16 protein-coding genes and 3 pseudogenes are annotated in these 25,655 nt (G+C 67.6%); 12 read left to right on the top strand and 7 right to left on the bottom strand.

All coding sequences use genetic code 11. The features are described from left to right. Positions 1-90: 90 nt before the first annotated feature. Positions 91-756 (top strand): LuxR C-terminal-related transcriptional regulator, encoded by a 666-nt coding sequence (locus ACH4D3_RS32685; RefSeq protein ID WP_398330057.1) that lies wholly within the window; start codon positions 91-93, stop codon positions 754-756. A 555-nt stretch (positions 757-1,311) separates the two neighbouring features. Here ACH4D3_RS32685 and ACH4D3_RS32680 read toward each other — a convergent pair. After that, positions 1,312-1,920, bottom strand: a complete 609-nt coding sequence (locus tag ACH4D3_RS32680) for a TetR/AcrR family transcriptional regulator (RefSeq protein WP_398329691.1) — start codon at positions 1,918-1,920, stop codon at positions 1,312-1,314. A gap of 958 nt (positions 1,921-2,878) precedes the next feature. Between ACH4D3_RS32680 and ACH4D3_RS32675 the strand changes: the two are divergent. Beyond that, positions 2,879-3,236, top strand: a pseudogene (locus ACH4D3_RS32675) (M23 family metallopeptidase); the annotation flags it as partial. Positions 3,237-4,438: 1,202 nt separating this feature from the next. On the opposite strand, the gene ACH4D3_RS32670 reads toward ACH4D3_RS32675, so the two are convergent. Further along, on the bottom strand, positions 4,439-4,582 hold the full coding sequence (locus tag ACH4D3_RS32670; protein ID WP_398329689.1) for a hypothetical protein: 144 nt from the start codon (positions 4,580-4,582) through the stop codon (positions 4,439-4,441). 250 nt (positions 4,583-4,832) lie between these two features. On the opposite strand from ACH4D3_RS32670, the pseudogene ACH4D3_RS32665 reads away from it, so the two are divergent. After that, positions 4,833-5,797, top strand: a pseudogene (locus ACH4D3_RS32665) (IS5 family transposase). A 16-nt stretch (positions 5,798-5,813) separates the two neighbouring features. Here the strand turns inward: ACH4D3_RS32665 and ACH4D3_RS32660 are convergent. Next, positions 5,814-6,278 carry a hypothetical protein gene (locus ACH4D3_RS32660; RefSeq protein ID WP_398329686.1) on the bottom strand — a complete coding sequence of 155 codons (465 nt, stop codon included), beginning with the start codon at positions 6,276-6,278 and terminating at the stop codon, positions 5,814-5,816. Between the two features lie 147 nt (positions 6,279-6,425). Further along, a pseudogene (locus ACH4D3_RS32655) lies at positions 6,426-7,011 on the bottom strand (transposase); the annotation flags it as partial. A gap of 969 nt (positions 7,012-7,980) precedes the next feature. Between ACH4D3_RS32655 and ACH4D3_RS32650 the strand changes: the two are divergent. After that, on the top strand, positions 7,981-9,627 hold the full coding sequence (locus ACH4D3_RS32650) for a molybdopterin-dependent oxidoreductase (protein ID WP_398329683.1): 1,647 nt from the start codon (positions 7,981-7,983) through the stop codon (positions 9,625-9,627). Positions 9,628-9,880: 253 nt separating this feature from the next. Here ACH4D3_RS32650 and ACH4D3_RS32645 read toward each other — a convergent pair whose 3' ends face one another. Further along, complete coding sequence (locus tag ACH4D3_RS32645; protein ID WP_398329680.1) at positions 9,881-10,150, bottom strand: hypothetical protein; 270 nt, start codon at positions 10,148-10,150, stop codon at positions 9,881-9,883. Here ACH4D3_RS32645 and ACH4D3_RS32640 point away from each other — a divergent pair. The 4 genes from ACH4D3_RS32640 (at position 10,122) to ACH4D3_RS32625 (ending at position 17,649) form a co-directional block, all read left to right on the top strand. Beyond that, positions 10,122-10,475, top strand: a complete 354-nt coding sequence (locus ACH4D3_RS32640) for a hypothetical protein (RefSeq protein WP_167752096.1) — start codon at positions 10,122-10,124, stop codon at positions 10,473-10,475. The genes ACH4D3_RS32645 and ACH4D3_RS32640 overlap by 29 nt on opposite strands. Positions 10,476-11,597: 1,122 nt before the next feature. Further along, positions 11,598-12,977 (top strand): cytochrome P450, encoded by a 1,380-nt coding sequence (locus tag ACH4D3_RS32635; RefSeq protein WP_398329677.1) that lies wholly within the window; start codon positions 11,598-11,600, stop codon positions 12,975-12,977. A gap of 716 nt (positions 12,978-13,693) precedes the next feature. Further along, entirely contained in the window at positions 13,694-15,055 is a 1,362-nt protein-coding gene (locus ACH4D3_RS32630; RefSeq protein WP_398329674.1) for a hypothetical protein, read from the top strand. Between the two features lie 263 nt (positions 15,056-15,318). After that, entirely contained in the window at positions 15,319-17,649 is a 2,331-nt protein-coding gene (locus ACH4D3_RS32625; RefSeq protein WP_398329671.1) for a SpoIIE family protein phosphatase, read from the top strand. A 721-nt stretch (positions 17,650-18,370) separates the two neighbouring features. On the opposite strand, the gene ACH4D3_RS32620 is transcribed toward ACH4D3_RS32625, so the two are convergent. Further along, positions 18,371-19,087, bottom strand: coding sequence for an SDR family oxidoreductase (locus tag ACH4D3_RS32620; RefSeq protein ID WP_398330054.1), 717 nt, complete (start codon positions 19,085-19,087; stop codon positions 18,371-18,373). A gap of 115 nt (positions 19,088-19,202) precedes the next feature. Here ACH4D3_RS32620 and ACH4D3_RS32615 point away from each other — a divergent pair, with 115 nt between their 5' ends. From ACH4D3_RS32615 to ACH4D3_RS32600, 4 genes are all read left to right on the top strand, one after another. Further along, positions 19,203-19,601 carry a MerR family transcriptional regulator gene (locus tag ACH4D3_RS32615; RefSeq protein WP_398329669.1) on the top strand — a complete coding sequence of 133 codons (399 nt, stop codon included), beginning with the start codon at positions 19,203-19,205 and terminating at the stop codon, positions 19,599-19,601. 419 nt (positions 19,602-20,020) lie between these two features. Further along, positions 20,021-20,614, top strand: a complete 594-nt coding sequence (locus ACH4D3_RS32610; protein ID WP_398329666.1) for a TetR family transcriptional regulator — start codon at positions 20,021-20,023, stop codon at positions 20,612-20,614. Positions 20,615-21,259: 645 nt separating this feature from the next. After that, the gene (locus ACH4D3_RS32605; protein ID WP_398329663.1) at positions 21,260-22,726 is read left to right on the top strand and encodes an MFS transporter; all 1,467 of its coding nucleotides are present in this window, start codon (positions 21,260-21,262) and stop codon (positions 22,724-22,726) included. A 92-nt stretch (positions 22,727-22,818) separates the two neighbouring features. Further along, positions 22,819-23,829, top strand: a complete 1,011-nt coding sequence (locus ACH4D3_RS32600) for an LLM class flavin-dependent oxidoreductase (RefSeq protein WP_398329660.1) — start codon at positions 22,819-22,821, stop codon at positions 23,827-23,829. 654 nt (positions 23,830-24,483) lie between these two features. Here ACH4D3_RS32600 and ACH4D3_RS32595 read toward each other — a convergent pair. Beyond that, complete coding sequence (locus ACH4D3_RS32595) at positions 24,484-25,644, bottom strand: NAD(P)/FAD-dependent oxidoreductase (protein ID WP_398329657.1); 1,161 nt, start codon at positions 25,642-25,644, stop codon at positions 24,484-24,486. Positions 25,645-25,655: the final 11 nt, after the last annotated feature.

The raw sequence follows: 25,655 nt of genomic DNA, 5'->3' as shown, positions 1-25,655 counted from the left end.
GTCCATGGCGCATCGCAGAGTTCTGGGGGGATGGGCGTGTCTGCCACCGGCCTCGAAACTGGCCGGCAGCTGGAGATGAAGGGGAAGCGCTTGTCCAGCTCATCGGGGATCATAGGTCTCGGGACGGCCGATGCACCGGAGCGGGTGTCCGTGACGGTGCAAACGTTGGATCCGGCCCTTCGCGAGGGCGTGATGAGTCAGCTCCGCCAGCACCCTGAGGTCGACCTCCAGGAGGAAAGCGTCTCAGCCCCCGGCACGGTCGCGGTGCTTGTCGAGGATGTACTGGGTGAGGCCGCTCTGACCCGGCTGTACCGCCTGTGCGCCGAGGAGACCCGCGTGGTGCTGGTGGTGGACTCACTCCAGGAAGGCAGACTGCTTGAGGTCCTCAAGTGCGGCGTCGGCGTCATCCTATGGCGCCACGAGATGACCGCTCCCCGTCTGGTGCAGGCCGTGTTCGCAGCCGCGCGCGGCGACGGAGATCTGCCCCCCGACCTGCTGGGCCGACTGCTCAGCCAGGTGGGAGTCATGCGTCGCGGCGTCGCGGACGGGATTGACTCGCCGCCCTCAGGGCTGACTCCGCGTGAAGTGGAGGTGATGCGTCTGGTTGCTGACGGCCTCGACAGCGGAGAGATCGCCGGCAGTCTGTGCTGCTCCGAGGACACGGTCAAGAAGATGATCCGCGGGATGACCACCCGGCTCAACCTGCGCAGCAAGGCGCACGCAGTCGCCTATGCAGTGCGGGCAGGTTACATCTGACGAGTTGGTGTGCGTTGCGGGTGGGGCGCGGTCGGCTGGGTTGTGGTCTGCTCTCAGAGGTTGACCGTGCGGCCGGAGAAGGACCGGCGATGCTGCGGATATCAGACGGTCCTGGCAGCGCACCTGGTGGTCACGGATGCCGAACGTCGCATGCTGTGGTCCAGTCCAGCACGTCCCGCAAGCTGCGCGGACATCACCCACGCTCGCCAGTGAGGGCTGGTCAGGCTCCGCTCCACCTCTCGCTCCGAACCGCTTCGAGCCCGACGGGCTCGATTTCCTGACCGGATCGAGTCATGGCCCGCCCGTCCCCTCACGTTCCTGAGCGTGTGGTGCACATAGTCACGATGGTCTACTCTCGACCGGCCGTCGAGCTCGGCGCCGTGAAGTGGGTTCGAGACGAGCGCCAGGGCTCGGCGCATGTTGGCAACCCATCGAGCCCGATCCTGGAGCGGTTCGGTCGGCTGCGGCCCGGCCGAGCAGGTGCATGCCGGTCACCGAGTTCATTGTCTCGCCAACACACGGGGGCGGGTTCCGCCAGCGGCTCCTTGCCCCGTGCTACCGACGAAACGCCTCGGCTTCTCCTCCGAGCGCACCGAGTACGGTCCGGGTCAACAAGTCCGTTCTCGCACCCACTTCCGCCCCCCAGCCATCCTCGGCCCGCGTCAGCGGGGGCAGCCGTTCGACCTCACACATCAGCGCTCCGTACACCTGGCGACACCAGGACGGGTTGTCAGCGGTGATGGCGTTGGCGGCGCGGAGCCGCGAGAACAGCAGATGAACGCCATCGATCACTTCTTTGGCGAGGACGGCGTCACCGGTCTTCGGGTCGACCACGCTCGCCAATGCCGAACGATGACTGAGCCTGAAGTCAAAAATGATCTCCGTGAGGCGGTGCAGAGCGACCAAAGGCGGGGCCGTCGTCACCCGGGCCTGCTCCAGTGCTCGCAGATACCGCTCGTTGAACCGTTCATTCAGCGCTTCCAGCAGTGCCTGCCGGGAGGAGAAGCGTCGGTGGACGGTGATCCGGGCGAGCCCCGCCGCGTCGGCGATCTGCTCAAGCGTCGCGTTCGCGTCGACTGCAAGCAGCGTCTCTGCTGCTTCGAGGATACGAGCGGAGCTGCGTTCGGCATCCGCCCGCACACGTTTCCTCGTGTCTGCAGTCATGCCATGCCACCTCCAGTTTGAGAACTTACGGTACACGGTAACATCCGGACATCATTTTTTGCCATAAATGGTGCAAGCATGTTTCAGTTCACTGTTGAGGGGTGGACTTTCCTTCAACCGGTGGCCGGTCGCCGGTCGCGGCCCCGGGCACCCGACCGCGACCTCTCCCACTTGGAGTCCAGGCGGATTCTCCGCAGATCCAGCGAAGCGCCCCCTCCGTGCGGCGGGGATTCCCCGGGGCGGGGCGGTCATGTGCTCTCCTGTGGTTGAATCACCCGTTCATCAGGGAGATGTGCGCGAAGGCTGCCTCTGCCCGGAGAGCAGTCATCGGCAGTCCGAAAAGGCGGCTTCGTTCCGCTCGGCCTCTCTTCATACCCCGCAGGGCAGAACGCTCGGTTTTGACAAGTTGGGGCGAGTTGGTGGTTCTGCTCATGCTCTCCGTCACTACTTCGTCGTCCTGAGCATCGCCCTGGCGGTCGTGGCCGACTTGGCGGCTGCGCTGCCAGTGGTCGCCGGAACCAGGCTCCCTATCGCGAGTTCCCCAAGGTCCAAGGGATCGAGCAGAAGAACGCAGGCCGTGGGGCGACGGACCTTTGCTGATCCGTCCGGACCTCAAGCTCATCGTCGGTGGCAGGGGGCCGGGACGTCCGATCCGATGTCATCGCCTTCCTCGTCCACGGCGAGGCCCGAACCGTTCCCGAAGGAATCGCCCAGCTCGAAGCCGTTCTCCAAGTTCTCGTCCGGCTCGGGGTCCCCACCAGGGAACAGAGCGACACGGTCGCTCCCGAGTCGTCGTCTCCCGCGCCCTCTTCGGCGTCCAAGCCCTCCCCGGAAAAATCGCCCGCCCCGAGGCGCTCAGTGACGAAGCAGGCTGAGAGGGAAGGCCCCCGACCCGTGAAACCCCTGATACCGCAGGCCACTTCACCGCCCCGGCCTCCAGTATCCCTCTCGTTACAACGACGGAGGCAGCCTGTGGTCCAGCGGCCACCACACCGGAGTCGACTTCCTGGCGGCAACCGGCACTCCGCTGAAGGGGTCGGCGCGGGAACCGTGGTCTCGGCCGGCTGGGGCGGCGCGTACGGCAATCGGGTCGTCATCCGGCTCGCCGACGGAGATACGCCCAGTACGCGCACCTGTCCTCGCTCTCCGTTTCCAGTGGCCAGAGGGTGGCCGCGGGCCAGTAGATCGGTCTCTCCGGCGCGACCGGCAATGTCACCGGCCCGCACCCGCACTTCGAGTTCCGCACCACGCCCGACTACGGCTCGGACGTGGACCCGGGCGCCTACCTTCGTACCAAGGGTGTCGTCATTGGCTGACGCGGGTGCTGCGCTGACGTCGTTCTGGGTCCTCGCAGGCAGATGCCTCATCGATTCGCTGAAGGCCTGCCTCCCGGCCCGGATGTCGGTGTGTAGCCGGCCTTGAAGACTTCGGCCGGGTGTTTGGCGTGAGCATCAACACCTCATGACCGGGGAATGCGGCCGGATTCGCTTCCGGACGGGCTCCCGGCAGGGTGATGAGCCATCAGGACGAAATTGCAACTGCCCCGGCCCACTTGTCCAGTGGCCCGCCATGCAATCACCTGATCAGGAATCAGCTGGGAGAAGATCATCGTTGACTTTGGGGAGATCTCAAGGCAGACTCTCCCTGTAGGGAGAACGTTCTATCTTGATGAGGTGGAAGTTCACCACTCCAGTACACCGAATCCCGAAGCTCAATCCGTGGCGCATTCCGCCCGGCTTCCGTGAGTGACCACGCAAGAAAGTGGCGCTCGCCACCCGCTCCGCGGGCCTGGTCCGACACTCCCCCCGAGTCGGCCAGGTCCGCGGATTCGACTGGAACCCACCCGCAAGGCTCACCGGTGCGGTGCCGTCGGCCTCCGGATGGTTGGTGAGCGGGGAACTCGTGTACTACGTCCGGTATCAGAGTGATGTTTCAACCTGGGGACTGGACCTAGTGTTGGTGGCGATCGCGCTTCCGGTGTGTCGTCTGCGGTGGGTCCAGCAGGAATGCTGCTTCCCTGCACGGTGGCTGTGGGGTAGTCCGAGGATCCGGGGGGAGAAGGTGTGCACGACGCACGCGATGCGGACGACACCTTCGCAGACCTGGACGTGGGTGAAGTCCGTGACCCAGTACTGGTTCGGAGCGTCGGCGACGATGTCGTGGTCGACGAGGCCCGGGGCCGGGTCGGTCTGACCGCCGGGCAGCGTAGTGATCACGCGCCGCCCGTGGACGGCACGTGGTGCCCAGCCCGCGCGCCTCAGGTGCTCGAGGGTGCAGCGGGCCACCGTGTGGCCCTGCCGGTTCGGCCCCGGCCAGCTCGCCCTCGTGCCGCGGGCACGGTGGTTGGCCTCGAACGACTTCGCGGATGTGACTGCAACTCGGTGTTCCGCATGGTTGCGATGAGCTTGACCCTTAACCCTTGGCGAAGCCTCAGTGCCAGGGAAAACCCTGCCACGCACAGCAGCGGGTCGATGATCTCGAACCGCGCGTCTCCTGGCGGATCGACGTCCGAACGACCTCACTTGGCGGCAAGACGTGCGAAACCGGCGGTGCCTGCAAACACCACCGCGGCCACGATGATTGCCCAGTCACGCCCTGCCCACCAGCCCGCCATCGAGCCAACGAGGTAGCCCAGGGCCACGAGGAACAGCGTGCTGGTCACGGCGAAAACGAGTAGGCCCGTATTGCCGGCACGGCGCGGTGTGCCTCCGACCGACTCTGGCTCCTGCATCGTCGCGCACTCCTCTCTGTTCCACCTCATCGTGCCACCTTCGCCGTTGGCCGCACAGGGCAAGAGGCCTAGGGTGCGTATCGAGTCGTGATCACTTTGGGTTTACCCTCGCTCCGAGGCCTGATTCGGTAGACCTTCTTGCGTGACGCGAGTGCAACTGGCGAACTAGGAGTGGGAGTTCATCGAGCCGTACCTGCCGATCGGCGCGTACGGTCCGTACCCCGAGCGGCTGCGGCAGCAGTTCGAAGGCGCGATCTGGCGGTTCAAGACCGGCGGGCAGTGGCGGGAGATGCCGACCGAGTTCGGCGCCTGGTCGACCGTCTCCAACCGCTTTCGGCAGTGGCGGGACGCCGGGGTCTTCGAGGCCCTGCTGGAGGGTCTGATCGCCCAGGCCGCGCAGCGGGGTGAGGTGGACCTGTCCCTGGTCAGCATCGACGCCACCATCGCGCGCGCTCACCACGACGCGGCCGGGATGCACCTGGGCGAGGACGTGCCCGCCGCCCTGGAGAAGGCCGCCGCCGAGGAGGAGAAGGCCAGTTCAAAGGGGGCGGCCGCGAGGAACAAGGCGGGCAGGACACCGGGGACGCCCCCGGGCGGGAGGAGCGACGCCGCCTCCGGCCCAGGCGCAAACTCCGGCTGAAGGCCGCCCTCTTGGGACGCTCGAGGGGCGGGCAGACCAGCAAGGTCCATCTGGCCGCCGCCCGCAGGTGCCGCCCGCTGGCCCTCGTGCTGACCGCAGGCCAGGCCGCTGACAGCCCGCAGTTCGTCCCCGTGCTGCAGAAGATCCGGGTCTGCGGGCCCGTCGGCCGTCCCCGCACCCGGCCGGACGCAGTCGCCGGAGACAAGGCCTATTCGTCGCGCGGCAACCGCGCCCACCTGCGCCGACGCGGCATCAAGGCGGTTATCCCGGAGAAACAGGACCAGGCCGCCCACCGGAGGAAAAAGGGCTCCCGGGGCGGCCGTCCCGTCAGTCACGACGCCGGTCTCTACCAGGAGCGGAACACCGTCGAGCGGCTGATCAACAAGCTGAAGGCCTGGCGGGGCATCGCCACCCGGTACGACAAGACCCCGGAGAGCTACCTCGCCGGCCTCCACCTGCGCGCCGCGATGATCTGGATCAAAGACCTCACCCGGACCACCCATTGATCACAATCGACGCGCCCTAGCCGTACGGGTTGAGTGCCCAGAAGCGGACGGTGTCGCTGCGACGGTCAAACCACAATTTGGTGGAGTAGCCGCTGCCGTGGCGGTCGAGCTCGTGCGACCGGACCCACTGGGGGTTCTCCGGCCCCTCGCCCTTGAGCGGCTTCTCGAACCACGAGGAGAAGTCATCGGCCGGCCCCTCGGAGACGAAGGCGTGGGCCGCCGTCAGCTCGGCAAATTTCCCCGGTGCCAGCCGGACGAAGCCCGAGATCACCAGCTCCGGCGACGGTATGCCCCGATCGTTGTCCCGGCTGCTCACCCACTTGGCGTCGGTGAGCGGGCCCAGCAGCGGGAACGCCCGCTCCAGCGGTGCGGTGTCGGTGTTCCAGTCCCCCTTGGCCCCGTTCGCCACCTGACGCAGGGCCCACCAGGTGGGTAGGACCGCCAGCCCCGCCCCGATCCCGATCAGCTTCCGTCGCTCCAACGAGATCCCTCCGTGTCTGACTTCGGGGGCACCTTATCTGGCCCGAGCACCTCACCCGGACCACCTATTGATCACAACCAAATACGCGCCCTAACGCAGTGGTCTGAGTCGGTCTCGTTCGATGATGCGCGCAGGACAGTGCAGGTGCGGTTGGGTGGAGGTTTCCGGCTTGGCAAAGCGGAACTCCTTGCCGTGCCTCGGCGAGCGCCCGCTCCGGGGACAGGCCAGGGCGTACTCCTTTAGCGAAGGCGTCGGCGATCGCATTGCCCAGTCCGAGCGCATCCGTCCCAGGACACCGGCGGGGAGCTCGTCAATGCGGTGGGCCATGCGCGGGCGTCGTAGCCGGCATCGAAGACGATGAGGATGTTGCTGTCGCCGTCGCGCCAGCGGCCCATCTCGGTGAGGTCGTCGGCGCGTCGGGGGCGGAGCCAGTCGCTGACGTCGACGGCCAGGACCAGGCGCCCGCCGGTGGCGGGTGGTACCGGCAGACCAGCCAGCACCTGCCGCAGCCGGGGAACGTCCACGTTCCCGCTGTTCATACGTCGTACATCGCGCCGTGCCCACGCCGGTGCCCGGCCACCAGCGTCAAGTCCGCCGGTGACGCCACCGGACCGCCCACGCACAGCAACGCATCCACGAGCTCGAACAGCTCTTCCCCATGCATGGTCAGGCAGTCGAATAGGTTCTTCCGGAAGCGTGACGCCTGCGCGAACAGTTCCCCGGGATCGGGCATCAGGCAGGAGACCACTTTCACGGCCTTTGTCTGGATCGGTGCACCTTGGCCGGCACGCATGATCAGGCGAAGGCCGCTTCAGCTTCCGACGAAAGCACAGGTGAGCGGCCTAGGGCGAGGTCCAATTCGACCTTAGAGCATAAAGAACAAGACGAGAGGCGGTGCCGTATCCCATGAACCGTCACTTTCTGTGATGGTGTGCCGATGTTGCCGTCCCGTTGATCGCCCCCGGGGGCGGACGTGCTGCTGGACAGCACACTCCCGCCGATCGACCGGGTGTCCTTCCACCTGCGTGCGATGGCAACCAGAGAGAACGTTCTATCTTGACAAATGTCAGCGTAATCATATGCTGGCCTTAGATAGAACGTTCCGTCTATGCGCATCCGGCAGCTCTGTGTGTCCGCCTGCAGGCGGAGAAGCCGACCGTGATGCTGCCGCTGAATGTGTTCTTCGTCTGTGCCACAGCCCGGAAGGAGCGTTGTGACCGCTGTTGACTTGCCTGCCGCCTACTCGTCTGCGGGCGTCGGCGGATTAGCGCCGACGCTGTGTCACCTGTGCTCGGTGCGATCCGATTTCGCCGTAGCCGGGGCAGGCGTCCGCTCGTCACCAGCTCGCATTTTGGGCCCTCGGCATCACACTGCTCGCCCTTTCCGGGGCCGTTCAACTGATCGTGGGGCTCGGCCGCAGCATGCGCCAAGTGGTCGGCGTGTGGCCGATGCTGCTCAGCGGTGGAACTTCCGTGCCGACAGGGTCGCGGTTCATTCCTGGGGCCTCCGCCTCGGATCCGAAGCCGGCCGATGGGGGAGTGTGGGCCGTCCTCGGCGGAGTCTGCTTCCTCGTCCCGGCGTGGCATCGCGACCGGGCCAGTCAGGCGGGCTCTGACATGAACACCGCGTCGTTCGACGTCGTCGTCTCCGCATCAGCGAACCCGGTCCCGCCGGGCCGAACAACAAACTTCACGGAGGACGTATGAGTGGGCAGCAGCCCGGCAACGGCAAGGGGAGAGCCGCAGACGGGCCGGCACCGGCTTCGGGGGGAGAGGGCATACCGCAAGAGCCGGGCTCCGTCCCGGCCAAGACGCGCTTGGCTGGTCGTGGCGGGCGGATCGCGAGGGGAGTGATCGTCGGTCTCGTGGCGGGCGGCGCGGGGCTGGCGGTCGGTGAACTGGTCGCGGTGGCCACGGGGGAGGCCTCCGCGCCCGTGACGGCAGCCGGGACCTGGGCGATCAGCATTACGCCGACGTGGCTTGAGCAGTTCGCAATTCGAAATTTTGGCAGCAACGACAAGACGGTGCTGCTGATCGGCGTCTATGTGACGCTGGCGTTGGCGGCGGCCGCCGACGGCGTGCTCGCCCGCGCTCGGCCGACCACGGCCAGCATTCTGACCGCTTTGGTCGGTGTGGTCGGTGCGATCGCCGCGGTCACCCGTCCTGCTGCGCACACGAGTTGGCTGCTCCCCTCACTGCTCGCCGGACTCGTCGCGGCGTTGGTGCTGCGCTGGCTGACGATCTTGTCCCTGAAGGAACCGAGGCCCTCCGTAGAGCCGAGCGAGAGGCGTCGCTTCATGTTCGGCACGCTGGGCACAGCCGCAGGCGCGCTGGTGGTCGGGTACGGCGGTAACGCGTGGACCAAAAAGCGCTACGACGTTTCGGGCGCGCGCGACAAGGTGGTGTTGCCGGCTCCGGCGAACGCGCTGCCCGAACCGCCCGCCTCGGTGCATCCGGAAGTGCGCGGGCTCGGACCGTTCTTCACTCCGACCTCGGAGTTCTATCGGGTGGACACAGCGCTCGCAGTTCCCCGAGTGGACCCGAGGGAGTGGAAGCTGAAGATTCACGGCATGGTTGAGCGCCCCTTCGAGATCACCTTCGACGAGCTGCTCTCCTACCGGTTCGAAGAACACGACATGACCCTGACCTGCGTGTCGAATCCGGTGGGCGGACCGTACATGGGCAACGCGCGCTGGCTTGGGACGCCCTTGGCGCCGCTGCTGCGCCGCGCCGGCGTGCGCAGAGGGGCGGACATGCTCATGTCCACCTCGACCGACGGGATGACGATCGGCTCCCCGGTCGAAGCGGTGCTCGATGGCAGACAGGCGATGCTCGCGATCGCGATGAATGGCGAGGCGCTGCCGACCCAGCATGGCTTCCCGTGCCGAATGTTGATCCCAGGGTTGTACGGATACGTGTCGGCCACCAAGTGGTTGGTCGATCTGAATCTCACTACATTCGCTTCCTCCGACGCGTACTGGACGCCGCGTGGCTATTCGCCGCAGGCTCCGGTCAAGACCGCGTCGCGGATCGATGTGCCGGCGTCCGGGGCGACGGTATCGGCCGGGACCGTGGTGCTCGCGGGCACGGCCTGGGCCAATCACCGCGGCATCGCCGCGGTAGAAGTACAGATCGGCAACGGGGCCTGGCAGGAGGCGAGGCTGGCGACGTCAGACACCCCGGACACCTGGCGGCAATGGTCATACGAGTGGAAGAACGCACCCAAGGGCTCGCACAAGGTCAGGGTGCGCGCGACCGACGGCACAGGTGCCGTGCAGACCTCGGTCGTCCAGGACGTGGTTCCGAACGGCGCCACCGGCTACCACACCATCACTGTCCGGGTTTCCTGACCCGGCCGCGCGGCCGGGTCAGGAAACCCGGACGCCGCGCCTTTGGTGCACAGCAGCTTCTTGACCTCCCTTATGCCGGTGAGCCGGAGCAGAGCCTGGCTCAGGAGCGGGTGCTGCGGCACCCGAGGACGAGCGCACTTGGTTGCCAGGTGGGCTGCCGCAAGCGACGAGACAGAATGTTCTGTCTTGACTCGTGAGGCGAAACCGCACTAGGTTGCAATTGTAGTGAGCGCTCCATAGGCGAATCGATGAGTCAATCCGCATCGCGAAACACGTTAAGGATGGACATGCTCCATAAGAATTCACTGCGAACGCTTGGCGTTGGCCTCTCCCTCGCCGCATTGGCGACGTTCGCGGCAGCGTGCGACAGCTCTTCCAGCGACGAGTCGGCCGCCGATTCGACGACGGCTTCCGCTGCGCCGGACTCGAAGGACTCCGGTTCGACGACGGCCTCAGCAACACCGGACTCGGAAGACTCGGGCTCGAAGTTGGTCTTGAAGACCGCGAAGGGCGCTGAGGGCATCTGGCTCACCGACTCGGCTGGACGCACGCTGTACCTGAACACCAAGGACAAGGAAACGGCGTCCAACTGCTACGACGAGTGCGCCAAGAAGTGGCCTCCGCTCACGACGGACAAGCCGGTGACCGTGACCGGCAAGTACACCGTTCCGAGCAGTGTGGGCACCATCACCCGGACCGACGGCACCAAGCAGGTCACCTACGGAGGCCACCCGCTGTACTACTTCACGGGTGACACCGCTCCTCAGCAGATCAAGGGGCAAGGCGTCGACGGCACTTGGTTCCTCATCGGACCGATCGCCAACATCATGAACGGCACCAAGCCGTAGCAACCGCCCTGCGACCGTCTTCGTCGCCGCGTCTTTCACGTGGGTGTGTGATCGCGGATGGAGTGTGGTGCCGGGCCGGCCGTGGCGTGATCCGGGGGTGAGTGGTTCCCGGCCGCCCCGGGCCGTGTCGTCGGAGGCGGACGGTCGTGTTCGCCCGGACCCCGGCCGATGATGTCGGGCCGCGGCTGGGTACCACTGAGGTAGAGGGCCATGGGCCGTCGGCCGATCGTGGCGGTCGCCGTGCGTTCGGCGGGCTCTGACGTCAGTCCGACCAGACGGCATCCGAGATCGACGGGGAGCCTCTCGTCGTCCACGAACGCTTCGCAGCCGCCGATTCCGTGGCGGTCGACGAGAGTCGGTGCCGCCGCGGTCAATTGGGCGCCGTCAATCTCGCCGTCGCCTGGCCGGGCCAAGCGCAGGGACCTGTACTGCCCGCACGAGAGCTGTTGACATCGCCTCCTGCGAAGTTCGCGAAGCGATCCGGGCGCAAGCTCAGCGGCCTGCAGGTCGGCTGCGGGTCGGCCTGCGACCGTGGCACCGGGCGTTCGTGCTGGAGCAGTTCCCGGGAGACCGGATCACCGGTGAACCCCCGCAGAGGGGACCGGCCGGCCTGCCCAGCATGGACGCGGTGCTGTGGGCCATTGGGCGTGTACGCCCCAACGCGGGCTGACTTCCGGTCCGGGACGTACTTCGTGAACCCGGCCCGCCAGGCATCGGCCACCGTATTCCGACTGGCAGCCCCCGGTTCGAGTTCCTCATAGCTTCTCCACGGAGCCAACTGCCCAGGGCGGTCAGGCGCTCCCGCCCTCACACGTGGCTCGCCGGCCGGGTTCCGTCACTCGGCAGGCAGGACAACCGCCGGTTCCCCCGGGACGAACCAATTCACGCAGGTCCTCTCGACGCGGCGGCCGCATTCCCAGTTGCCCCAAAATGTGAGATAGAACGTTCGGTCTTGATTGCGTGGCTTCGCGTGATTAGGTTCGTACGAGCGGCGTCGCACACAGATCACCTGCGCTGCGCCTGCCCTCGTGACGGTCGCCCGGGTGGGTCAACTGCCCTTCGGCCGGGCGGTCGATCCGCCTCCGCCGTAAGGCTGCAAGCCTGCAAGGCAAGGAGAGAGCCATGCCCACGATCCAGGACATTCCCCGGGCCCCTGGAGGCAATCCGCTGTTCGGGCACGCGGGACCGTTGGTTCGGGATCCATTGGCATTCGTCTCGTCCCTGGCCGGGCGCGGCCGACTCGTGCGCATGGACATGGGAATCAAGAATGTCGTGGTCGTCAGCGATCCCGCCCTGATTCGTCAAGTCCTGCTCGACGACCGAGTCTTCGACAAGGGGGGACCGCTTTTCGAACGTGGCCGAGAAGCCCTCGGCAACGGCCTCATCACCTGTCCCCACCATGACCACCGGCGGCTGCGGCGCCTGTCCCAGCCCGCGTTCCATCCGAACCGAATGGCCGGCTATGCGGCCGTCATGACCGAACTGGCCGACGAGATGGCGAGCGGCTGGCGCGACGGCCAGGTGCTCGACGTGGTGAGCGAGATGATGGGGCTCACCGTCGAAGCCACTGTGCAAACGCTGTTCAGCGACTCGCTGCCCCGCGCCACAGCCTCGCAGATCACGGATGACTTCCTCGTCCTGATGACCGGATTCTTCCGGCGAATGATCACGCCCCCCTTGCTCAACCGGCTTCCCAGCAGAGGAAACCGCGACTACGCGCGTGCGATTGAGCGCCTCCGCAACACGGTCGGTGGCATCGTGACCGCTCGACGAGCCGATGAGTCCGACCACGGCGACCTGCTGTCAGCGCTCTGCGGCGCCACTGGTCCGGACGGCTCCCACGGCCGCAGTGAGACGGAGCTCATCGACGAAGTCCTCACCTTCCTGCTTGCCGGGACCGAGACCACGGCCGCCACCTTGTCATGGGCGATGCACCTGCTGTCCCAGAACCGGGAGGTGGAGCGGCAGGTGCACCGGGAGGTGGAGGCCGTACGGTCCGGAAGCCGACTGGATTTCGCACGTCTCGGCGAACTGGAGACAACCGGCAACGTGATCAAGGAGACACTTCGCCTGTACCCCGCCGTGTGGATGCTGACCCGGGTGACGTCCGCGGAGACCGACCTGGACGGGTACGTTCTTCCCGCGGGAACGATTGTCGCGTTCAGCCCATACGCCATTCACCGGCGTCCCGATCTCTACGAGCGGGCGGAGTCCTTCGATCCGGACCGGTGGCATGACGCCTCGATGGTGCAGGACTCCTACCTCCCCTTCTCCGCAGGGGCGCGGAAGTGCATGGGAGACCGGTTCGCGCTCACCCAGGCGACGTTGGCCCTGGGCACTGTTGTTTCCCGCTGGAGGCTCTCACCCGTCACCGACCAACCGCTGCGACCCTCCGTCAAGGCGTCCCTGACACCCCGCAGGCTGCGTCTGCGCGTGACCGCTCGGGGCGAGCGCCTCCCGGTGCGGGATTCCGCCCTGGGGAGCGCGGAGGAAGGAGAATGACCGCGCGACGCGGGAGGCCGGCGCACCAGGACGAAGAGGCAGAGTCGAAGACGCCGAGCACAGCGGACACATCCGTGTCGCGCAGCGTCGCCGAGTACCGGGCGATAGCGGCCAGTCATGTGCCGGACGGGCTTCACACCGACCCGGCAGTCGGCGGTGTATGGAGTGTGCAGGAGTTCAGAGGACCGCGGCGATCACTCGTCCGAGTCGGCTCCCCGGGCGCCGAGAGGGCCGGCCGGGTGGCGATCCGATACCCGGAAGTCGTGCGATCTCCGGAAGTTTGGCGGTCCCTGCTGGGCGACACCGACTCGCTGAGGGGGAACGGCGCGGGGCCAGGATCCCAGGCGGATCTGACGGCCGTAGTCACTGAGGACGACTGGCGGCGGAGCCTGGCGGCGCTGGCGGCGAGCCTGCGTGTGGACCACTCGGTCGACCCGCACGGTGACGGCTTGGCCAGGACAGTCGAGCGGGCCGCTTACGCCCTGCTGGGGGCCATGCTTCACGAACCGGAGCACACTGCCGCGCGCCCCACGAGTCGCTTCGCCGCAGACGACACGGGTGAGGCGCAACGGTGTGGGGCCTGGTCGGGTTCCGCTCAGTGGTCGCGTGCGCAAGGGGGTTCCCGAGCCTCTCGGGCGGCGCCGGAACGGCCATGCGGATGCGACGACGCATCCCCTTGCCTGTGGGCCTGGGCGGACACGCACTATCCCGAGACGATGCCCGCGCACGACTGGGACGAGTTTCGTGACCTGATCGCCGACTCAACCCTGATGCGATCGGTTCGGACTTTGGGCGTCGACGCGAGGGCCCGGAACGCCGGTAAAGGCCGACCGCCCAGGGTCGAAGGAGGGCTTTGGGCACGTGCCGTCCGGGAGTGGGGATTCCAAGGCGCCATGACGTCCCGCGTGTACGCGGTCCCCTCGTTCACCGTCATGCCGGCGTCCAGGTGGCTGGTCAACGAGAGCCGACGGGAGAGCGCGCTCACCGAGGTGTTCGGTTACCTGGACGACATACACATCGAGAACCTCGCCCTCGCCGGGCCGGACGGAGGAGCCACCGCCGCATCCATTCGTGACAACCTCCGGTCCTGGGCATCGGTCGAGCCGCTTCGCGAGACGGCGGTCATGGTCGCGCTGATCGGTGTGTGGAACACCCTTCTGGAGGTCACCCAGAATTACCCGGCCCCAGGCGGAGGCGGCCCAGCAGCGATACCTCAGTACGGACAACTGAGTGGTGGGGAGCGGAAACTGATCCTTGCGGTCGACACGTGCCTGCCGCATCTCGCCTCGGCCTACGACGCCGATGAGCGCTCGCTCGACGATCTGGCGATATCGCAGACGCTCAACGGATACAGCGACCTCGGCAGCGACATGGCGATGGGCGTGGTCAACAACGGGCTCCTGCTCGGTGCCGGGCCAGGAGCCGTCCCAGGCAGTCCCGACGCGGAGGACGCTTACCGAGCGTTGTCGAGATCCATGCTGGCCATCGCCCGGTCGGGGGCGAACCGGCCAGGTGCCGAGGCGGTGTCGAACACCGTCATCTGGAACATCACGAATGGGCGCCACAACATCGTCGAACGTGCGGCGGGGGTGCCGTACGAGTGGATGGCCCGTCGATGGCCGGCACTCGACAAGAACCGCCGGGACTGGGACGCGGTGGAGGGAGAGCTGTGCACCCGGGTGCGCGCAGCTCTCGGGCGCGATTCCGGTCACGGCGACGGGAGGGAGAGGTCCTGTCCCGTGTGCGGCGAACTGCCGCGCTGGAGTGCTCTCATGCACGAACTGCTGGACGACGTCGAGGGCGCCGCATGCGCGATGACGAGGTACATACACTGCGATCGCGTCTACGCCGACGAGTCAGCACGTGCGGATGTACATGGCACGCCCGCCAGCGACTGCGCCGGAGCGGTCGGCATCCTGATCCGGCGGTTCGAGTCGAGCGGTGTACTCAGCGACCTGAGCTGGATTCTGGCCGGCGCCATCTGGTTCCGAGAGGCACTGCATCTCCGCGGGAGCCTGGTCGACATGGCATATCGCCGGTCCGGCCCGGACACCGAACTGGCCGAGGACGACTGGTAGGCCGGCGCGCCCTCGATCACATGGCCGGGCACTCACTTCCTCATCGGCGCTACGCAGTGTGCAAGAAGGCTCGCTTATGGTGATGCTGTCCGTGTCAACCGCTTGAGGCGGACACTCTATGCCTACCGGAAAATGCGGGGCATTCCGTCACTCACCGGTTGATTGTTTATAGTCCGGGCGTCACTCTGGAGTACATGAATGATGGTGCCGTGGCGTCCCCCGGAGTGCACATGCGCTCCAGGGGCCCGGGCACGCCACTGGCCGTGACGGATGTTCGCGGCCGTGTCGTGGCGTGGAGCACCGGTGCGACTCTGTTGGTCGGCCTTGATTCCGCCGAGGCTGTCGGCCGACCCGTTGCTGAGCTGCTGGGGACACAGCCCCACTGGTTGACCGGTCCGGACGAATGGCACGGCACGCTCGAGATCCGGCGGGTGGAGGGTGACAGCCGCCAGGTGGCCGTACGGGCGTCCCGCCTGGGCGGTGGCACCGACGAGGAACCGCTGTGGCTCCTGGCTCAGGACGCGGGAGAGACGTTTCCGACGGGGCAGATGCTGACGCACTGGCTCCGGACCCAATGCCCCGTCGCGGTGGCGATCTACGACGCCCAGTTCCGCTGCGTATTGCAGAACGGGGAGATGCGGCGATTGCTGGGTGTACCCGACGAGGAGCACACCGGTCAGGGCTTGTCCGCAGCTCTGATCGGGGCCGGAGCCACGGAGTGGGAAGCGCGGATGCGCCTGGTGCTGGAGACCGGGCAGGCGGATGACAGATTTCTCGTCCGGGATCGGACCCGGTCCGGCACCGATCATGAACAGCGTCTCACCACCACGGTGTCCCCCCTGCGCGGACCGTCAGACCAGGTGGTCGGTGTGTGCGTCATGGTGACCGACACGGCCGAGCGGCGCAGCGCCCAGGAGCGACTGGCGCTGCTGAACGAGGCCAGCGTCAGCATCGGGCGCACCCTGGATGTGACGCGCACCGGGCAGGAACTGGCCGACCTGGCCGTTCCGCGCCTCGCCGACTTCGTGTGTATCGACCTGGTGGACGCGCTCCTCAGCGGCGAGGATCCACCGCACGGTCCGGCTGCCGGGGCCGTGTTGCGCCGGGTGGCGAACCGGTCCGTTCACGAAGGCACACCGGAAGCCGTGGTTCCCGTGGGCGACGTGGACTTCTACCCGGCGAACTCGGCGCAGGCTCACTGCCTGGCCAACGGGCGTTCCACGCTGTACCGGACACCCGGTGACGCGGGCTGGGTGCTTGAGGACCCCTTGCGCATGGCCAAGGTACGGGAGTACGGGTTCCATTCCTGGATGATCGTGCCCGTGGATGCCCGCGGTACGAGGCTGGGCGTGGCGATGTTCCTCCGCGGGCGGCACTCCGAGTCCTTTGACGACGAGGACCTGTCCCTGGCGGAGGAAGTGGTGGCCCGAGCCGCTGTCTGCCTGGACAACGCACGGCGTTTCACGCGCGAGCGCGCGGCGGCTCTGACCTTGCAGCAGAGCCTGCTGCCTCAACGACTGCCTGAGCAGTCCGCCGTGCGGGCGGCTTTTCGCTATCTGCCGGGCGCTCCCGAGCTCGGTGTGGGCGGCGACTGGATCGACGTGATTCCCCTGTCCGGGGCGCGGGTGGCGCTCGTGGTCGGCGACGTAGTCGGTCACGGTCTCCAAGCCTCGGCGACCATGGGCCGGTTGCGCACCGCGGTGCGTACCCTCGCAGACGTCGACCTGGCCCCGGACGAACTGCTGACCCATCTGGACGACCTGGTCATCCGGCTGGCCTCGGAATCCGAGACGGGAACGGAAGGAGTCGCCGCGAGCGAGATCGGAGCCACCTGTCTGTACGCCGTCTACGACCCGGTATCCGGTCGCTGCTGCCTGGCCCGGGCCGGCCACCCCCTCCCGGCAGTTGTGCGGCCGGACGGGACGTGCGCTCTCTTGGACCTGCCTGCCGGCCCCCCGCTCGGTCTGGGCGGACTGCCGTTCGAGTCCGTCGAGGTGGAGCTGCCGCAGGACAGCCTCCTCGCGCTCTACACCGACGGTCTGATCGAGTCCCGTCAGCAGGACATGGACACAGGACTTGAACGGCTGCTGCGTGAGTTGTCGGGTGATCATGCCTCACCGGATACTCTGTGCGACCAGGTCGTCGCAGCGCTCTTGCCGGAGCACCGAACCGACGACGCCGCACTCCTGCTGGCTCAGGTCCGGCAGCTCGACGTCTCCCAGGTCGCCACCTGGGATGTACCCGCCGACCCGGAAGCGGTGTCGGGCACCCGCGCACACGTCGTCCGTCAACTGCGCGACTGGGGCTGCGAGGCGGCCGGCTTCCCCACTGAGCTCGTGGTCAGCGAACTGGTCACGAACGCCATCAGATACGGCAGCACTCCCATCCAGCTGCGGCTCATCAAGGACCGATCGCTGATCTGCGAGGTGATGGACGGCAGCAGCACAGCACCGCATCTGCGCAGAGCTCGTGCGTTCGACGAAGGTGGCCGCGGCCTGCTGCTCGTCGCACAGCTCACCCAGCGCTGGGGCACACAGCAGACACCGGACGGCAAGGTCATCTGGTGCGAGCAGGCGCTCCCGGACGACATGTGAGCCGTGTGCCACTGCGCCGGGCGCCGGCCCTGCGGTGCGCACTGGACCGCCCTTCTTGCCGCAGTGCCCGGCACGCGTCGGAGCACGTCCGTGGCTGTGGCGACACGGCCTCGGCGTCACCGAGGAGCACGGCCAAGGCGAGCCGGGCACCGGCCGGCCCGCATTCCGGGGGAGTGCGGCGAGCCGTTCGGGAGGCCATGGGGGCACTGTTCGCACAGGCCCCGGGGGGTGTTGAACGTCACGTACCGCCCGCTCGCGGCGAGTGCGTGGAGAGCCGGTCCGCGCAACGCCCGGGATTTTGCCTTGTCGCAGGCTCAGTCCAACCCTTTTGAGTGCCCACGATCCCCGATTGTCCTTCGCCCACAGGTCTGAGGCCCGAAGAACGTCTGCCTAACGAATGCGGCTGGAGGTCGCGGCCCACCATGGGCGACGCGAGGCTCTCGTCGTCGAGCTCCTTCACGTCGTCGGTGACGACACCGCCTGGGCGCATCACCGTCACTCTGTCATGGTCGTGGACTGCGGTGAGGGAGGTGGCCAGGGACGGGATCGCGATGTCGGGGCGCCCGTGCCGGGAGCGCTGCAGCGATGGGTTGAGCGGTGGCACCGTGCTCGCGCATCCACGTTGTGCAGACCTGCCGCCCAGGCCTCTGCCCGGCATCGCGCCGGACCGAGGGGCGGCCGGGTCTCTCAACGGCGTCAAGGACGGCACCCCACGTGTTCGTCAGCGAGTGGGTGCCGGGCCGTACAGCTGGGACGGGTCGCCGGACAGGGCGGCCTTGACGAAGCGGCTGGGCTCATCGACCAATACTTCGAGCAGGTTGTTCTGCACCCCGTCGAGGCTGGCCCGCGCCACATCGAGCGGGTCGATCTTGGGGGCGTCGCTGCCCGCCATCATGTCGGTGTCCGCAGCGCCCAGATGAACCCCCTGGACAAGGGTTCCCTGCCCGGCGAGCTCGATGCGGACACCGTTGGTCATGTTCCACTCCGCGGCCTTCGACACGGAGTAGGAGCCTGAGCCCTGAGGGGTCGCCACCCAGGACAGCACGGACAGGATGTTCACGATCGCTCCGCCGCCGTGCGCGGCAAGGGCAGGGGCGAAGGAGCGGATCACGCGCAGGTTGCCGAACAGGTGTGTCTCCAACTCACGCCTGATGTCGTCCAGGTCGCCGCTCAGCAGGTCGGCTCCGGTGGCGATGCCGGCATTGTTGACCAGCAACGTGACGTCCTGAGCGACAGCGGCCGCATCCGCGATGGACTTCTCGTTGAGAAGGTCCAGGAAGAGAGGTGTGACACGCGGGTCGGAGACAGAGACCGTCTCGGGGCGGCGCGCGGCCGCATAGACTCGCTCGGCGCCCCTGTCCAGCAACTCTTCGACGAAGCTTCGGCCGATCCCCCGGTTGGCGCCGGTCACTAGCGCGACAGAGCCAGCAATATTCATGATCATCTCCGGTTGTGCGAAGTCCCGCACCTGTCCGCGGGTTCCTGGCCTACGCTAGAACTTGACGTCAGCGTCAAGGGCAAGTCGAGTAACGCAGAGGAAGCGGGGTGTCACGGTGCGGATCGGTGAGCTGGCAGAGCGAGTGGGTGTCTCAACCCGTGCTCTGCGCTACTACGAGAACCAGGGCCTGCTGTCGTCGTCGCGCACCTCAGGCGGACAGCGCGTGTACGCACCGGCGGCCGCGGATCGCGTACGGCTGATCAGGGAGCTGTATACAGCCGGCCTCAGCAGCACCCTGATCGCCGACCTCCTGCCGGCTATCGACGACAAACACATTGGGCCCGCACTGCTGGCCCGCCTGCTGGAGGAACGCGCCCGCACCGCCACGAAGGTCGCCGAACTGCAGGCGGCGGAACTGCGGCTGGACACGTTGATCCGCCTGGCCACGTCCGCGGGCAACGGGGCATGTCCCACCACACTCGACCAGACACACGGCGAGAACACCGCCGCATGAACGCCGGGCCGCCCGCTGAGGAACTGGCGGGCACCGGCCCGCCACCTCACGGATCCGGCGTTGCCGGTGTGGACGAGGGCAACCGCACAGTGCCTTGCCGGCCACCTCAGCTGTCGGCGGTGGGGGTGAGGTTCTTTTCTATCCGATCGACCTTTCTGGGCGGCGGCTGCGTATCCGCGTGGTCATGCATCGACCGCGAAGACGTCACGCCCAGCCGCAGTGCGGCGATACCGGTCGGGGGGGGGCATGATCGCCGCGATCACCCGCTTCATGGCCGGCGGATCTCACGACCACCGGGACCACTTCCGGCCCGACGTGAACGCGGCGGCGTGAACGCGGCGTCAAGCCCCCTCTCCCGAAAACCGGCCCGCTCGTGCGGCTCCTTCGCATCATGGTAAACGTGACCGTATACTCGACGTATGAGCGCAGCGGACACGGTGGCCCGACGGCAGGGACGTGGAGGTCGGGAGCGTATTCTGGCGGCCGCCAGCCAGCTGTTCGCGGCCCAGGGAATCAACGCGACCGGTATGGAACAGGTGGCGGAGAAGGCGCCCGTGTCGAAGCGCACGCTCTACGCGCACTTCAGGACCAAGAACGACCTGGTTGTCGCCCATCTGAAAGGCCTCGTGCTGACGGGCGGCACTCTACAGAGCGTGCTGGCCCGCGAGGACATCCCCGCGCGGGAACGCATCCTCAAACTGTTCGACCGGCTCCCGGCGGACGTGGGCCCGGTGCGCGGATGCCCGTTCATCGACGCGGCCGCGGAGTTCCCCGACCCCGAGAGCGCGGTCCATTCCTACGCGCGTGAGCAGAAGCTGCGAATGGTGCAACTGCTTGCCGTCGCCGCGGCGCAGCTGGGCTGCCGCGAACCTCTCGCACTCGCGGAACAACTGGCCACCCTCGCGGACGGCGCAGCCAGTCGTGCCATGGTGCTGGGCGACGCGGACTACGGTCGGCACGCGCGGGCTGTGGCAGAGATCCTGCTCGAACGAGCACTGTCGGACGTGAACTGACGGCGAGAGGGCACCGCAGGGCGGCTGCGTCGAGAACGGTTCAACTCGTTCAATCAGTCCGTCTTCCCGGGGTCGCGCGCTGAGCCGCGCCACGATGCCTCGTCACGCATGGAAGGTCCCGGCCCACTCGTGCGCGGCCCGCCTGGCTGTCACTCGGTTCACCGGGACGGCTCGGCGCCCCCTGCGGGTGGCGCCGGCCACGGCCACGCCCCGCTGCCGGGTGACGCTTCCCGCTGTCAACGTCTTCGCCGGGCACTCACGCGCGGCGCCGCTCGCCATCTCCACCTGCCGCGGCCGGCGCTGTACCCGTGGGTCTGGCGTGACGCCAGTACCCGGGCGTCGCCGATGCGCGGGTGGTCCCGGATCGGGCGGGTCGCCGCGACAGGGGCGGGTGGCGCCAGGAGTCGGCCTCGTGGCGAGAGGCTCTCACGCCCCCGGAGCGCCTTTCAGGGGCAGAGTCCGGCTGCCGATGACCGCCCCCATGTCCGTGCGGCGGTCTGAGGCCCCATCCATTTAGTAAACGAATGCGTTTACCTAGGTGTCTGCGACCTGATATGGTGCCAAGGTAAACGATTGCGTTTACCTTGGCTGGACGGAGGCTACGCCCGCTGACCACCAGACATGCATCGCCCGAAATGAGAAGTTATGCCTGACGGCCTTCCGCCCGACCAGACCCTCGTCGAGCCGCCTCCCGGACAGGACACATCCACTGCGGTCGAATCCGGCGCGTCGTCGAGCGTTCGCAGGCCGGGGCTGGTCCTGGCGCTGCTGGCGATGGCGACCTTCCTGGCTTCGCTGGATCTGCTGATCGTCAACGTCGCCCTCGACCCGATCGGGCGCGGAATCGGTACACGCGACCTGTCTGGCCTCAGCTGGATTCTGAACGGCTACGCCATCGTCTTCGCCGCGTTGCTGGTCCCCGCGGGCCGACTGGCCGACCGCTATGGACGCAAGGGTGCCTTCATCTTCGGCCTCGGCCTGTTCGCCGCGGCCAGCCTGGGCGCGGCGCTGTCGGGGAATCTGTGGATTCTCATCGTGTTCCGCGTCATCCAGGCCGCCGGTGCGGCGGTGCTCACCCCCGCCAGTCTCGGCCTGGTCCTTGCGACGGCCCCGCCCGCCAAGGTGCACAAGTACGTTCAGATCTGGGCGGCAAGCGGGTCGCTCGCCGCTGCGGCCGGCCCCGTGGCCGGCGGGCTGCTGGCGAACGCGGCCTGGCAGTGGATCTTCCTCATCAATATCCCCCTATGCCTGGCCGCCATCGTCATGGCGATTCCCTTGATCCCCAACGTCCGCCACGACCTCGGCACCCGCATTCCCGACCTCCTCGGCGGGGCGCTGATCATCCTGGCCGTCGGAGCCCTCGCCGTCGGGCTGGTGAAGGCCCCCGACTGGGGCTGGGGCACGGCTCCCACAGTCGGCAGTCTGATCCTGGCCGCCGTCTCGCTCATCGCGTTCGTCGTCCGCTCGGCCCGTGCACACCTGCCGATCGTGGAACTCCGCATCTTCCGCAACGTGATGTTCTCCTCGGCGAACGCGGCAGTCCTGCTGTTCTACGCCTCGTTCACGCTCCAGTTGCTGGGCATCATCCAGTGGCTCGAACAGCAGGCCGACTGGTCGGTCGTCAGGACGGGGTTCGCCGTGGCACCCGGACCGGGCATGGTTTTCATCGCCTCATTGCTGGCCGCGCGACTCGCCCACCGGCTGCCCGTGGGCCTCATCGCCGCCGTGGGCGCTCTTCTTTCCGGTGTCGGCATCGTCCTGATCACCGCTTCCACCGGCGGGCATGCCATCCACTACGCCTCCGACATCCTCCCAGGCTGGCTCGCCGGAGGCTTCGGAATGGGTCTGGCACTGCCCACCATGTTCTCCTCCGCGACCCGCGACCTCCCCGCACATCAAGCGGCCACCGGCAGCGCCGTGGTCAACATGGCCAGCCAGATCGGCTCCGTCCTCGGGGTGAGCCTGCTCGTCATCTTCCTCGCCCTGCCCGGCTCCGACCCGCATCACGGCTACGCCATCTCCTGGTGGACCGCCGCCGCGCTGGCCGTCGCCAGCGGCGTCGCCGCTCTCGGCCTCAACGCACGGCGACACCCCCACACGACCGTCGCCTGAGCGGTCCGGCGCCCTCGCCGTCCGCCCACCGGGCGTACGAGGAGGGCGCCGCCCCTGGACAACCCACCAAAGGCACACGACGGGACGCCACAGTGAAGACTCTCGGTTTCCTCTCCTTCGGCCACTACCAGCCGGTGCGGGGCTTACGTACCCGCACCGCTCGCGACGCACTCACCCAGACCATCGAACTCGCGATCGCCGCGGAAGAGATCGGCATCGGCATGGCAGCCGTGCGGGTCCACCATTTCGCCCGACAAGCATCCACACCTTTCCCACTGCTCGCCGCCATAGCCACACGCACACACCGGATCGAGATCGGTACAGCCGTCATCGACATGCGCTACGAGAACCCGTACGCCATGGCCGAACAGGCCGCCGCGGCAGAACTCATCAGCGGCGGACGCTTGCAACTGGGGCTCAGCCGAGGCTCACAGGAGGTGGCGCTCCGCGGATACGAGGCGTTCGGACACGTCCCCGCAAAGGGAATGAGTGACGCCGACATGGCCGTCCACCACACCGCGGAATTCCGGCGCGCCATCGCCGGACAGCCCGTCGCATCGACCGATCCGACGGCAGGCCCTGTCACCGGACTCCTGGTCGAACTCCACTCACCGGGCCTCGTCGAACGTATCTGGTGGGGCTCCGCCACCCGCTCGAGCGCCGCTTGGACCGCAGAGCGGGGCATGAACCTCATGAGCAGCACACTGTTGGCCGAGGACACTGGAACACCCTTCGACGAACTCCAGCGCGAGCAGATCGACACCTATCGCGGGGCATGGCGCTCGGCGGGCCACGCATTCACTCCGCGCGTGTCCGTCAGTCGCAGTGTTCTGCCGATCACCAGCGACGAGGACCGCCTCTACTTCGGGGGCAGCGACACAGCGAACAACCGCGACCAGGTCGGAATCCTCAACGGAGCGGTCTCCCGGTTCGGCCGCAGCTACATCGGCGAGCCGGACACCATAGCCAAGGAACTGGCCGCCGCTGCGGCCGTCGCCGCTGCGGACACCCTTCTGCTGACCATTCCGAACCAACTCGGTGTCGACTACAACACCCGCCTCCTGCAGACGATCAACGATCACATCGTTCCCCACCTGCGGTAGCCGAACCCCTTCCCGTAGAACGACGGCACCCCTGATGTGCCCGCCGGCCTTCGTCGGCACCTTCACAGCTACTCCGGTGGTCTGGCTGCTCGACGATGTCGGCGACGGGAGTACGGAAGAGACCGGCCCGCGGATCCCGGCATGGTCCAACGAACACGGCCGGTGACGTGGCGAGCAGGGCCGGACGGACGACGGGTGGTGAGTGCAGAGAGCTGCCGCCGGGCCGGCGCCCTACGGTGACGGTCCGCGCCGGGCGCGGCGACGTTGGCGAGTGCCGGGCCGCGCCACAGAGCTGGCGCCTCGCGCAGCCCGATCCGCGGCGGTCACCCGATCGCCCGCCGTCCGCGCCCGGTCAGAGCTCGTCGGTCGGCTCCAGCGCCGAGGTTGGAGTGCCGCCGCGCAGGACGAGCGCGCTCAGCAGGGCACGCTGCTGTGGCGGGCCCCTGCGGATACCTCGGTCTCCCCATGCCTGAGGAGAAGCGGGCCGAGCACGGCGGCGGCGCCCACCCGAAAGGCCGGCGGGCACCGACTCGCGATTCGGCCGGCGCGAGCATATGGGCGACACCGTCCAAGCCCTCGACGTCTCACCGCCCACCGTGCACAGGTGCGTTGTGAGAGGAAGCCGGACAGGGGACGTGACCGTCCCGGGGCGTCTCAGGTGTTCGCTTCCTCCGAGGACCAGATCTCGTCGACGGCCTTGTCCCGCGCGGCGATGAACGCGTCGAGTGTGCCCAGCGGGTCCGCGTACTCGGTCAGATGGTCCGCCAGCAACGAAGCCTGCCGCACGGCCGACCACACCCCCTGCCCGTGGACGGGGTTGAAGCTCGCGACGCAGTCTCCGATGTCGAGCAGCCCGCCCGGGAACCGAACCCCGTCCCGCAGACTCCGCCGCATACTCTGCGCGTAGGAGAAGCTCTCCGGGGCGCCGATGGCTTCGCCCTCGGTCGCTTCCTGGAACACCTTCGGGAGTCCTGCGCAGATCTCACGAATGTCCTGATGGGAGATCTTCCTCCGGCGCGGTCCCCCGATGGCGACGACCTGCCACTGGTCGTCCTCCACGGCATAGGCGGCCACGGCGGACAACAGACCGCCGTCGTGGGAATGCTCCAGCGGCCGCGTGCTTCCCGGGGTGAACTGGTCGAGAGCGCAGGTGACATCAGGCACCCGGGCCCGGGCGAACAGGGCTGTCGTGTAGTGGACGTCGATGGTCTCGCGCTGCGTGTCCGGGACCGGAAAACCGCCTTCTTCCAGCCACTTGGCCAGGCGGCTCCCCCTGCCCATCGCGTCCACCACGAGATCGGCCTCGACGGACCGGGGTTCCGCGAAACCGTCGCCTTCCCCCGGGTGATACGTGACGGCGCGGGCCGCCCGGTCCGCGAAGGCCACCCCGGTCACCCGGGCACGCAGGAACTCGACATTCGTCAGGGACTCGACACGTCGGCGGAGCTCGTTTTCCAGGAGCGGTCGCGTTGCCATGAGCATCGTGACGGGCGGAAAGTCGATGGGGGAGCCGTCGACGAAGAGCTCGTGGTGACCGGGGGAAGCCAGGAGGGCACCCAGCCCGAGCAGGTCGTCCGTGATCCCCGGGAACCACTGCTCGACCGGTGGCAGCGTCTGCGGCTGCAAAAAATGTCCGTGCCTGCCCTGGGGAACTGACGGGCGGGGACGCGTGCCATCGGCGGGTCGGTCACGCTCCAGGACGACGACCCGCTCGGCGTGGTCCGAGAGAACGCGGGCCGCCAACAGGCCGGCGACACTTCCACCAAGGACGCATACGGTTCCGACGGGGCCTCGCGCCCTGGTGACACACTTCATGTTCCGGCCAA

This window comes from Streptomyces sp. NPDC018026 (assembly GCF_044327745.1).
In the GTDB taxonomy this organism is placed as follows: Bacteria; Actinomycetota; Actinomycetes; order Streptomycetales; family Streptomycetaceae; genus Streptomyces; species Streptomyces rubrogriseus.
This window is presented reverse-complemented; position numbering and strand designations above follow the sequence as displayed.